This window comes from Nostoc sp. FACHB-190, from assembly GCF_014696905.1.
Taxonomy (GTDB): domain Bacteria; phylum Cyanobacteriota; class Cyanobacteriia; order Cyanobacteriales; family Nostocaceae; genus Nostoc_B.
Genome location: NZ_JACJQW010000016.1, coordinates 11,271 through 22,726, shown reverse-complemented (window position 1 = coordinate 22,726; position 11,456 = coordinate 11,271). Strand labels below are relative to the sequence as shown.

Sequence of the window (11,456 nt, the reverse complement as noted above, 5' to 3'; positions counted from 1 at the left end):
AACTACACCACAGTCATCGGACGACTACCCGCAGCGTGACGGTCAATTACTTGGTCAATCAAACCGTATTCTCTGGCTTCATCGGGTGACATGAAAAAGTCGCGTTCGGTATCTTCTGCAATGCGCTCAATTGGCTGACCTGTGTGTTCAGCAAGAAAGTCGTTGAGTCGCTTTTTGTGATACAAAATTTCCCGCGCTTGAATTTCAATGTCGGTGGCTTGGCCTTGTGCGCCGCCTAAAGGTTGGTGAATCATAATGCGGGAATGGGGTAGACTCATCCGCTTACCTTTAGCACCCGCACTCAGGAGAAAAGCTCCCATACTCGCCGCTAATCCGGTACAAATGGTACAGACATCGGGGCGGATATGCTTCATAGTGTCAAAAATACCCATACCAGCAGTTACCGAACCGCCGGGGGAATTAATGTACATATAAATGTCTTTTTCTGGGTCTTCTGCATCCAAGAACAGCATTTGGGCAACTATTAAGTTAGCTAAGTTGCTGTCAATCTGTTGTCCCAAGAAGATGATTCGCTCACGCAACAGTCGTGAGTAGATATCAAAGGCGCGTTCGCCCCGACCCGATTGTTCAATAACGATAGGAATCATGCAGCGTTCCTGTAGCTAATTTACATCTATTTTATCGATGAGAACGGCGAATGGCTGTCATCACCTGCAAGAGAGCTAATTTTCTCTTCTATCTGACAGATGTAAATCATAACTCAGGCACTTTTTATAGGGGAAAGCGTCTAGGAATTTGAGTCGGTTCGTGCCAGAGAGGAGCAATGACAAACCACAACTGCGATCGCTCTGACAATGAAACTGTCATACCTTTATCTATAAATTTGGATTTTGTCAAGATTTATTTACCAAAAATTAAGGCAATTTTCCAAAAAATCCCGGCAAATTACGAAATTTATGAGTACGGGGTGTATTTAGAAAAAAGATTTTACTTGCAGTGCTATCAACTGAGGGAGACCTGCCATGCTCGAAAAACTTGTGCAAGCCGCCATCATTACTTTCTTGCTCCATCTGATAGCAGGAATTAATTACAATACCAAAATTCAAGCCCAGGTTAAACCACCCGCACCAGAGATGTCAACAACTATCATCAGCTTTCTGTGGCGCTCTTTGCCCTAATTAACAAGGCAAAGGAAAAAATGTTTGTTTGATTAGCTGTTCAACTCTTCTCACAAGCTTTACTAACCTGACTATTGAAAACCTGTGGTGTAAGTTTTGTTTTTTTATGTAAGGAGTAGTTCTACTCCCACGTTCAGAATGTAGACTGGGCAAATAAGGCATCTATCCTCACACAACAAGATCATGACTAATCGCCTTGCCCAAGCCAAGAGTCTCTACCTGCGTAAACACGCCGAAAATCCGATTGATTGGTGGCCTTGGTGTGATGAAGCTCTCGCCACTGCTAAGGCAGAAAATAAACCTATCTTTCTTTCCATTGGTTACTCTAGTTGCCACTGGTGTACTGTGATGGAAGGTGAGGCTTTTTCTGATGCTGCGATCGCAGATTACATGAATGCCAATTTTCTGCCTATCAAGGTAGATAGAGAAGAACGCCCAGACATCGATAGCATTTATATGCAGGCGTTACAGATGATGACTGGTCAAGGTGGTTGGCCGTTAAATGCCTTTCTTTCTCCGGAAGATTTGGTTCCTTTTTACGCTGGGACTTATTTTCCGGTTGATCCCCGCTATGGTCGTCCTGGTTTTTTACAGGTGCTGCAAGCTCTCCGCCATTACTACGACAACGAAAAAGAAGATTTACGCCAACGCAAAGCAGTAATTTTAGACTCGCTCCTCACCTCTGCGGTCTTGCAAAATGATGATCCCCAACTAGTTGCAGAAAATGAATTACTGGGCAAAGGTTGGGAAACTAGCACGGGGATCATTACTGCTAATCAATACGGTAACAGTTTCCCGATGATGCCTTATGCCGAGTTAGCACTGCGGGGAAATCGGTTTAATTTGCCATCTCGCTATGATGGTCAGAAAATTTGTACTCAGCGCGGACTAGATTTAGCCCTGGGTGGGATTTATGATCATGTGGGTGGTGGCTTTCATCGCTATACAGTTGATCCCACCTGGACAGTGCCTCACTTTGAAAAGATGCTTTATGACAATGGGCAAATTGTCGAGTATCTAGCAAATTTATGGAGTGCGGGTACTCAAGAACCATCTTTTGCTAGGGCTGTGGCGGGAACTGTACAATGGCTGCAACGCGAAATGATTGCCCCAGAAGGGTATTTTTACGCGGCTCAAGATGCAGATAGTTTCATTAATTCTGATGCAGTCGAGCCAGAAGAAGGGGCTTTTTATGTGTGGAGTTACAGCGAACTCGCACAGTTATTAACACCAGAAGAATTAAACCTATTACAACAAGAGTTTACAGTTAGTCCTCAAGGCAACTTTGAAGGGTTGAATGTATTGCAAAGGCGTAACCCTGGGGAATTGAGTCCAGAAATAGAAACGGCATTAGGGAAATTGTTTACAGCGCGTTATGGTGATAAAGCAGAATCATTAAAGACTTTTCCCCCAGCCCGGAATAATCAAGAAGCCAAAACCCATAATTGGCCGGGGCGTATTCCCTCGGTGACGGATACAAAAATGATTGTGGCTTGGAATAGTTTGATGATTTCTGGGTTAGCTAGAGCAGGTGGGGTCTTTCAATCACCTTTGTATTTGGAATTAGCCGCACAAGCCGCTAATTTTATTTGGGAAAATCAGTTTGTCAATGGACGTTTCCACCGACTCAATTATCAAGGTGAAGCGACATTTTTAGCGCAGTCTGAAGACTACGCCTTTTTTATTAAAGCGTTATTAGACTTACAAGCTTGTAGCCCACATGATCAACAATGGTTGGAAAAAGCGATCGCTATCCAAGAAGAATTCGACGAATTTCTCTGGAGTGTAGAACTAGGAGGATATTTTAACACATCTAGCGATGCTAGTCAGGAATTAATTATCCGCGAACGCAGCTATGCGGATAATGCTACACCTTCTGCTAACGGAGTGGCGATCGCAAATCTTGTCAGGTTATCTCTACTCACTGATAATCTGCATTATCTCGATTTATCAGAGCAAGGTTTAAAAGCCTTCCGAAGCATCATGGCTAGTCATCCTCAAGCTTGCCCCAGCTTATTCACCGCTTTAGATTGGTATCGTAACTCTACCCTAATTCGCAGTACCATTGAGCAAATCCAATCTCTCATTCCTCAATATTTGCCAGTAGCCGCGTTTTCGGTAGTATCTAACCTCCCAGAAGGAAGTATCGCTTTAGTTTGCCAAGGTTTAAAGTGTCTTGCACCAGCTACCAGTGTTGAGCAAATGTTACAGCAAGTGCAGCAAAGTCAAACGAGAGGATGATTCCTTTTTAGGAAGCAGAAAACTGATCAAGTCTATCTAATAAATCAAGCAAAATAGCAATGAAAACTGAACAAGAAAGAAAAGCAATAATTGAATCTATCAATGTGTTGTTAAATCAAGCTTATGACAGTGTATTAGATGAAATACTCACGTATTTACAAAGAATCGATGATATAGAAAATGAGGAAGATTTACAAGCTATTAAGGAAGCTAGAGAAGATAGACGCATTAATGGTACTGTTTCTTGGTATGAATATCAAGGATATAACAAAGAAACGGCTTAATGTATCAAGTTGAATTAACCAAGGGTGCGATAAAACAACTAAATAAACTACCCAATAATATTAAAGAACGTATCGATGCCAAAATTCTAGATTATTTCAGAACTTACGCAATTGCCCACAAGCTTAATTTATCGTAGACGCGAAGCGGCTTCCCGCAGGGTACCGCCAAGCCGCCAAGAACGCCAAGAAATAGTAGAGTTTGCGTAAGTCCTATATTTATAAAGATGAAACTTGATAAATAAGAATATCTCAGGGCTAGTGACGACATCAGGGTAAAGGTGAAGAAAAGAACATAAAAGAACAAATGACTAATGACTAACGACTAATGACCAATGACAAATAACTCAGCACTCAGCACTCAGCACTCAGCACTTTTATCAGCCATTGTATTGGCTGGCGGTAAAAGTTCGCGGATGGGACAGGATAAGGCTTTGCTGACTGTTGATGGTGTACCTTTATTACAGCGAGCTTGTCAGATTGCGGCGGCTTGTGCTGAGACTGTTTATATTGTCACTCCTTGGCTGGAACGTTATCAACACTTACATTTACCTCGTGGTAATTTTATTTTAGAAGCACCTTTAAATCACGGGCCGTTGGTGGGGTTTGCTCAAGGACTTACACAGGTACAAACTGATTGGGTGTTGTTACTTGCTTGCGATTTACCAAAGTTGCAGGTTGAGGTATTGCAAGGATGGGTGGCGCAACTTGATAATGTGGGGGAAGATGCGATCGCCGCTTTGGCGCATCATCCTAAAGGCTGGGAACCTCTGTGTGGTTTTTATCGCCGGCGATGTTTACCGCAACTACTAGATTTTATCAACCAAGGCGGGCGATCGTTTCAGCAGTGGCTTCAGCAATATTCGGTACAAGTTTTAGCTGTGCCTGATACCAAGATGTTACTTAACTGTAATACTCCTGAAGATTGGGCATTGATGCAGTAAAAACAACATTTCAGCCAGCTATTAAACCATTATTTATAAATATTTCTCACAAGTAAAAAGTTTTACTATAAATTTTTTACAAAAACAAACAAATGTTATTTAATTAACAATAGTTTGACAACATACTAATGTATAGTATTTAAAGCTTTTCTCAATAAACCTTGTATACTTAATGGCGAGGTAGCATAGCTATAAATTCTTGGGGGAATTTTTACTATGTCTACACTCGCCATTTTTGTCAGTAAATTTCATAGTTACCATAGGTTTATTCTTATATGTATCATCGTTTAATATTATCGGCATTAGCAATTCTCATCAGTATATTTTTAATGGCTTGTAGCACTGCTACAACTCAACAGCCACAACCACAAACATCTGCTATTACAGCAACCCCTAATAATCAACCAACAGCCAAAAGAGTAGTTAGTCTTTCATCCCTAGCCACAGATATTATTTATCAACTCGATAAAACTAAACTAGTAGGTATCGCGGGAAATTCATTATTTAAAAACGAACTTGGTTTGAAGGATATTCCTCGTGTGAGTGAAGGTCAAACTCCTCCTAATTTAGAAAAAATTGTGGCTCTCAAACCAGATTTAGTCATTGGTATCGAAGGTTTTTCTACCCAAGTAATTCAAAGATTACAAGAATTAAAAATTCCGACTGTATTGACTCAACTTAAAACATGGGATTCTTTAGAAAGTCTGACTCAAAAACTGGGTGATTTAATTGGTGCAAACCCCGAACCTTTGTTAACTCGCTACAAAAGTTTTTTACCAGAAAAACAAGAGCAAAATATTTCTACTTTAGTGTTAGTGAGTAATCAACCAATTCTCACCCCAAATAAAAGCAGTTGGGCGGGAAACTTGCTAGAAAAATTTCAACTCAAGAATGTCGCCGCCGAATTACAAGGTAAAAGTCCGTTTGGTGGTTATGTCACTTTATCAGCAGAAAAAGTTTTAGAAGTTAATCCAGACACAATAATTGTCATCAACCCTCCGCAAGCAACCTCAAATAAGGAGATTTTGGAATCATTTAGTAAAGAACCTTTTTGGCAAAAACTCAAAGCCACACAAAATAATCGAGTTTATATTTTTGACTATTATGGATTAGTAAATCCAGGTAGCATCAATGCAATTGAGAAAACCTCTCAGCAGCTTAAAAAAGAGTTATTTGCAGCAAATTAATCTAAAATGAATAATCTTGTTAGTGCATCCTGGTTAAGCTATCGAGAAAAGATTCACAATAGGTTTCCTAAATATTACAAGTATCTCAACCCACCAGCAAGTGAAGATGAAATTTTACATTTGCAAACGGTACTTGGTTATGAAATTCCCGCAGAGATGCAAACTTTATATCGACTCAATAATGGAGAGTCTAGAGAAGGACGGGGCATTTTTTATGGGTTACAATTTCTCTCGCTGTCTGAAGTGGAGCGAAATTGGTTAAGTTGGAAGGAAATCATTGAAGATGGTTTAGAAAGTTTAAATGATTTCTGCACATCTTATCCAGAAGGCGTTATCCAAAGCGTCTATGCACATGAAAAATGGATACCTCTGATGCACGATGGAGGAGGAAATCACATCGGTATTGATTTAGCGCCTGATGTTAATGGATGTATTGGGCAAATTATCAACTTTGGCAGAGATGAAGATGAAAAATGTGTTTTGGCTCCTAATTTGGCAGAATTGTTGCAGCTGCTAGATACAAAATTGGCAGAGAATCTTCAAGTAACCACTGAATTGGATGATGATGGCATCGAAATTTTTTCACTTAATAACACACATCTATCAGATGCTTTAAAAGCGATTGTCAAAAGCAAGTACTGAAACTATTTCAGGACTTACGCACAAAGATTATCTGTAGAGATTGGGTGTAAGGATTTTGAATCAGTACACACGCCACTTGGCTCAAGTCGGGAAACCCGCCCACGCCAGTGGCTCCCTTATACACCTGAACCCCTACACCCTCGCCAAAACCCTTGATTTTTCGTTTTTATGCGTAAGTCCTATATTTGAAAGAATTTCACCAAGTCGTAACGCATCCTACGTACTGTACTGGTTAATTGAGAATACGTAAACAAAATAACAGAAAAAAGCTTGAAGAAGTTTCTTCAAGCTTTTCTCTAATGCCCTAAAGGCTTTGTAAAAACGGAGAGGGAGGGATTCGAACCCTCGTTGAAGTTGCCCCCAAACAGCATTTCCAGTGCTGCGCCTTCAACCACTCGGCCACCTCTCCAGGTGTCACAATTTTTTATTGTAATATAAACTTATAGAAAATGCAAATATCTAGCAAGACATTTTAGAGTAGAGAAAAGCCAAATTCAAAATCACGATGTCCCGTACATACAAAATTAAAATCCGCGATCGCGCCACTGGTAAAGAACACACTCTTCAAGTTCCAGATGACCGCTACATCCTACACTCTGCCGAACAACAAGGCGTGGAATTGCCTTTTTCTTGCCGTAATGGGGCTTGTACAGCTTGCGCTGTTAGGGTTTTGTCGGGAGAAATTGATCAACCAGAGGCGGTTGGCTTGTCCTTAGAGTTACGCCGACAAGGTTACGCCTTGCTGTGTGTGAGTTACGCCCGTTCCGACTTGGATGTAGAAACACAAGACGAAGATGAAGTCTATGAACTCCAATTTGGGCGTTACTTTGCTAAAGGTAGAGTAAAAGCGGGTTTACCGTTAGACGAAGATTAATACTGGGACAAGGGGGACAAGGGGGACAAGGGGACAAGGGAGACAAGGGGGACAAGGGGGACAAGGGGGACAAGGTAGAAACTATATTTCTTCTCCCCTGTCTACCCCCTCTCACTTGTCTACTCCTCTCCCCAACTCCCTCGGCTTCTCAAAGGGTGCAAAGGAGTCAAAATGCGAATATCTACTATTTCAGGATGTTTTGGGTGGTGGACGCGAAAAATAGCTATATTAGCTTGCTTATTACTATTGGTAAGTTGTCAAGCTAAAAATCAGCCCACAGATAATCAAGTATTGGTGAAAGTAGCGCGTGTAGTGAGTGGGCAAAGCTTAGAAGTGCTGGGTATGGGTGAACAACCTAATTTTGCTTCGCCAGTGCGTTTAATTGGCATTGATGCGCCAGATTTGCGGCAAAATCCTTGGGGTGATGAAGCGAGACAAAGCTTAGAAAAGTTAATTGGTGGTGTAGAACAATCAATCAAGCTAGAGTTTGATATTGAAAATAAAGATAAACTGGGGCGGACATTAGCTTATGTCTGGAAAGATAAGCAGTTATTAAATGAACAAATCGTCAAACAAGGATATGCGCTGTTTGTGGGGCGATCGCCTAATCACAAATACGATCAACGTCTAGAACGCGCCCAGCAATGGGCAAGAATTATGGGAGAGGGAATTTGGAACCCAAAAAATCCTATGCGCCAAACTCCGGCTGAGTTCCGGTTTTTGAATCGATGAATTGAGGGATCAGCGATCGCGCCTTTGAATGTATGATTCAGTGTTGAGTCGTGAGTGCTGAGTGTGGGACTATTGACTCTTGACTATTGACAATTAACTCACCTATGACTCAACTACAAATTTTTCTCGATATTGCTACCGAGGCGGCGTTAACAGCAGGTGCAGTTTTACAAGGTTATTTAGGCAAATTAGAAGACGCAGTAACTGAAAAAGGCCGCCCCGGTGATTTGGTAACGGCGGCGGATAAAGCCTCAGAAGCAGTGGTGTTAGAAGTTATCCACCGTCACTTGCCGCAGCATTCTATTTTGGCGGAAGAATCAGGTAAGATAGGCAATCAAGATAATGAATTTTTGTGGGCGATCGATCCCCTCGATGGTACGACAAACTACGCCCACCAATATCCTTTTTTTGCCGTTTCTATTGGGTTGTTAATTAATGGTACGCCGCAGGTAGGCGTAATTTATGACCCATTGCATAATGAGTTATTTCAGGCGGCGGCTGGTTTAGGTGCAACTCGGAACCGTCGCCCCATCAAAGTTTCTCAAACCAATGAATTACGTAAAAGCTTATTAGTAACTGGTTTTGCTTACGATCGCCGCGAAACCTCAGATAATAATTATGCTGAATTTTGTCACTTGACTCACCTCACCCAAGGAGTTAGACGTAGCGGTTCAGCATCCATTGATTTAGCTTATGTTGCCTGTGGTCGTGTTGATGGTTACTGGGAACGCGGACTGTCACCTTGGGATATTGTCGCTGGCATTATTTTATTACAAGAAGCAGGCGGTAAAGTCACCGCTTATGATGGTAGCCCTTTACAAATCAACTCAGGTCGCATTCTTGCCACTAACGGTTACATTCATGAAATTCTCAGCCATGAATTAACACAAGTTCCACCTCTATCTTCTTGGAAATAGTCAACAAAAATATACTCATATTGTTAACCGTGAGAGTGACTTTTGATTGCCAAGCGGAATTGGAATATTGAATGTGTATCTATTAGATATTCATCATTTCAAAATCTTGAGCAATGAAAGCTTTTATCTCTTACATCGCTTTTGTGGGAATGAGTGCTAGTTTACTGGCATACAGTTCTAGTTTGCAAGCAGTCACTCCTAGTAATGAAAAATTTATCGCTTTAGGTACAGAACCTTTTTGGAGTGTAACTGTTAGTAAAAATGGCATTGTTTACTCTTCACCAGAGGTTAAAAAACAAACCTTCCCTTATGTAAAACCTCTAGCAGCCCAAGCCCGTCCTGCTGATTTGGTCAGAGTTTACCGACTCAGGGGTAACAATACATTGATTTTGCAAAAAGTGAGTGCTTGTAGTGATGGAATGTCAGATAAAAACTACCCTTATTCGGCTGTTTTGATATTGGGTAATAAAGTGTTAGAAGGTTGCGCCCAGAAACAGTAATCTAGTACAGGTCGGCGTAAATAAATAGACCATAAGAAATTGCTAAAAGGCTTGTAGTATCGTTATTCTTTCTTTTTACTTTTGCCTTGTTGTACTAGTCACATAAAGTTAAGTCAAACCAGAAAGTTGTTCCTATGCCAACTTCACTAACCAAGTTAACTTTACTACCATGTCTTTCCACAATATTTCTGACAATTGATAAACCCAAACCAGTACCTTCTAAAGTGTGGACTCGGTTTTCAACGCGGAAGAAGCGGTCAAAAATGGCTTGTTGGTCTTCGGAAGCAATACCAATTCCAGTATCAGATACTTCCACGCGCACACGGGGAGATTGATTTTGGGAGTTGGGTTTGGGATCTAATTGGTAGGCGCGGATTGCTACTTTACCGCCGGCTTTTGTAAATTTCAGGGCATTACCGACCAAATTGGCTAAGACTTGGAGTAATAAATCATAGTTACCCATGACTAGGGGTAAACTGGGGGCAACTTCTTGAAGGAGTTCAATGCCTTTATCTTTGGCGTTGAGTTGATAAGTCCGCAGGGTTTGTTCGATGGCTTGGGAGAGGTCTACACCATCAAAGTTATAACTACGACCAGATTCTAACTTAGATAAGTCTAAAACATCGTTAACTAAACGAGTCAGGCGATCGGTTTCATGGTTGACTGTTTTGAGAAAATCTTGACGCTGTTCTACACTCAAATCTTCGCCGTAGTCGTGCAGCGTTTCAATAAAAGATTTGATATTGAATAACGGTGTCCGCAGTTCATGAGACACGTTGCTGATAAATTGGCCCTTGGCTTCGTTGAGTTCTACTTCCCGTGTAATATCTTGTACAGTAATCGCAATTCCTTTAATACTTTCCCGTTGTAAATTCAGCACTGTGGTTAATAAAATCCGAATAGTGCGCTTAGTTGGTTGATTAAGATGAATGCGGAACTCAGCACTATCGCATTCACCCGCAGCCATTTCGTACAAGGGACGGGTGATTTCCATCTGAATGGCGGGGGGTAATTGATGCAGGACATTACTACCGACGACATCATTACCTTCCCAGCCAAAAATTCTTCTGGCTGTGGGGTTGACCAAAATCACCTGCATGTTGTTGTCAATCAACACAGCACCATCGGCGATCGTCGAAACCAAAGTTTCGAGTTTGGCTTTTTCGGCGGTTAGTTCTTCAATATTTTGTTCTTCATAGCGTTCTAGACGCTCTGCCATATCATTAAAACTGAGAATTAATTCTCCGAGTTCGCCGCCTAGAGGTAAATCGATGCGCTGCTTAAAATTCCCGGTGGCGATTTGTTTGACCCCGACTAGCAGTTCTTTAATCGGCTTGGTGATGGTTAAAGCATTAATCACCCCGGCTAAAATCACCATTACCCAAATTGTGATAAAAACCGCGATGGTAACATCACGGGTGAAATTAGTAGAAATTACGGCTGTTTGGTTGGGGTTAATCCCAATAGCCAAGACACCCAAGTATTTTTTCTCAACAATGAGGGGAACAAATACATCGGTGACAATGCCATCGGGGGTGTTATGTTGCCGCACCATTGGCTTATCGTTATCACCAGGGTAATCTTCTGGTAATTGTATTCTTCGCTCAATTGTCAATAAAGAGTTTTCCACCTCTGGTTCCCAAAAGGGAATCCCGAAAAAGATTTTGCCGCCTTCGTCAGCGTAAAGCATATACCTCACGCTGGAAGTACTGCTATAAAATCTTTGGGAAAATTGGGCAATCTCAGTGAGATTATTTTCTGCAATGAGGGGGGTAACGTTAGCAGCAAGCAGCAGTCCCAAGTCGCGGCCGAATCGGGTGTCATTCAAACGCGCATCTTGCTGAATTGTGTTTACAGCCCAAAAGGTCAGACCACTCATCACCAAAGAAACCACCAAAGTGGCAACAGCTAACAGCTTAGTTTGGAGGGTGAAATCTGACCACCAATTGGCGATCGCTTCTCGGATTGTTTTTAACAGAGCTAACATTTTCAATCAAGT

At 41.6% G+C, this 11,456-nt stretch carries 12 protein-coding genes and 1 tRNA gene; 10 read left to right on the top strand and 3 right to left on the bottom strand.

Annotation, left to right across the window (positions count from 1 at the left end; translation table 11 throughout):
* Positions 1 to 2: 2 nt before the first annotated feature.
* Positions 3 to 608, bottom strand: a complete 606-nt coding sequence (gene clpP, locus H6G28_RS17875; RefSeq protein ID WP_190589055.1) for an ATP-dependent Clp endopeptidase proteolytic subunit ClpP — start codon at positions 606 to 608, stop codon at positions 3 to 5.
* 375 nt (positions 609 to 983) lie between these two features.
* On the opposite strand from clpP, the gene H6G28_RS17870 reads away from it, so the two are divergent.
* The 6 genes from H6G28_RS17870 (at position 984) to H6G28_RS17845 (ending at position 6,434) form a co-directional block, all read left to right on the top strand.
* Positions 984 to 1,139: a QAALIT motif small membrane protein gene (locus tag H6G28_RS17870; protein ID WP_190589053.1), complete on the top strand. Its 156-nt coding sequence runs from the start codon at positions 984 to 986 to the stop codon at positions 1,137 to 1,139.
* Between the two features lie 183 nt (positions 1,140 to 1,322).
* The gene (locus H6G28_RS17865; protein ID WP_190672810.1) at positions 1,323 to 3,380 is read left to right on the top strand and encodes a thioredoxin domain-containing protein; all 2,058 of its coding nucleotides are present in this window, start codon (positions 1,323 to 1,325) and stop codon (positions 3,378 to 3,380) included.
* A gap of 59 nt (positions 3,381 to 3,439) precedes the next feature.
* Complete coding sequence (locus H6G28_RS17860) at positions 3,440 to 3,664, top strand: hypothetical protein (protein ID WP_190589049.1); 225 nt, start codon at positions 3,440 to 3,442, stop codon at positions 3,662 to 3,664.
* Positions 3,665 to 3,996: 332 nt separating this feature from the next.
* Positions 3,997 to 4,605: a molybdenum cofactor guanylyltransferase gene (locus tag H6G28_RS17855; RefSeq protein ID WP_190589047.1), complete on the top strand. Its 609-nt coding sequence runs from the start codon at positions 3,997 to 3,999 to the stop codon at positions 4,603 to 4,605.
* A 275-nt stretch (positions 4,606 to 4,880) separates the two neighbouring features.
* Positions 4,881 to 5,792 (top strand): ABC transporter substrate-binding protein, encoded by a 912-nt coding sequence (locus tag H6G28_RS17850; RefSeq protein WP_190589046.1) that lies wholly within the window; start codon positions 4,881 to 4,883, stop codon positions 5,790 to 5,792.
* Between the two features lie 6 nt (positions 5,793 to 5,798).
* On the top strand, positions 5,799 to 6,434 hold the full coding sequence (locus H6G28_RS17845) for an SMI1/KNR4 family protein (protein WP_190672806.1): 636 nt from the start codon (positions 5,799 to 5,801) through the stop codon (positions 6,432 to 6,434).
* A 322-nt stretch (positions 6,435 to 6,756) separates the two neighbouring features.
* Here the strand turns inward: H6G28_RS17845 and H6G28_RS17840 are convergent.
* Positions 6,757 to 6,843, bottom strand: a tRNA-Ser gene (locus tag H6G28_RS17840).
* 96 nt (positions 6,844 to 6,939) lie between these two features.
* On the opposite strand from H6G28_RS17840, the gene H6G28_RS17835 reads away from it, so the two are divergent.
* The 4 genes from H6G28_RS17835 (at position 6,940) to H6G28_RS17820 (ending at position 9,457) form a co-directional block, all read left to right on the top strand.
* Positions 6,940 to 7,308, top strand: a complete 369-nt coding sequence (locus H6G28_RS17835) for a 2Fe-2S iron-sulfur cluster-binding protein (RefSeq protein ID WP_190589042.1) — start codon at positions 6,940 to 6,942, stop codon at positions 7,306 to 7,308.
* 171 nt (positions 7,309 to 7,479) lie between these two features.
* A complete protein-coding gene (locus H6G28_RS17830; RefSeq protein ID WP_190672803.1) occupies positions 7,480 to 8,040 on the top strand; it encodes a thermonuclease family protein in 561 nt (186 codons plus the stop codon).
* A 104-nt stretch (positions 8,041 to 8,144) separates the two neighbouring features.
* Positions 8,145 to 8,957 carry an inositol monophosphatase family protein gene (locus H6G28_RS17825; RefSeq protein WP_190672800.1) on the top strand — a complete coding sequence of 271 codons (813 nt, stop codon included), beginning with the start codon at positions 8,145 to 8,147 and terminating at the stop codon, positions 8,955 to 8,957.
* Positions 8,958 to 9,070: 113 nt separating this feature from the next.
* The gene (locus H6G28_RS17820) at positions 9,071 to 9,457 is read left to right on the top strand and encodes a COG3650 family protein (protein ID WP_190589035.1); all 387 of its coding nucleotides are present in this window, start codon (positions 9,071 to 9,073) and stop codon (positions 9,455 to 9,457) included.
* A gap of 94 nt (positions 9,458 to 9,551) precedes the next feature.
* Here H6G28_RS17820 and nblS read toward each other — a convergent pair whose 3' ends face one another.
* Positions 9,552 to 11,444: a two-component system sensor histidine kinase NblS gene (nblS, locus tag H6G28_RS17815; protein ID WP_190672797.1), complete on the bottom strand. Its 1,893-nt coding sequence runs from the start codon at positions 11,442 to 11,444 to the stop codon at positions 9,552 to 9,554.
* Positions 11,445 to 11,456: the final 12 nt, after the last annotated feature.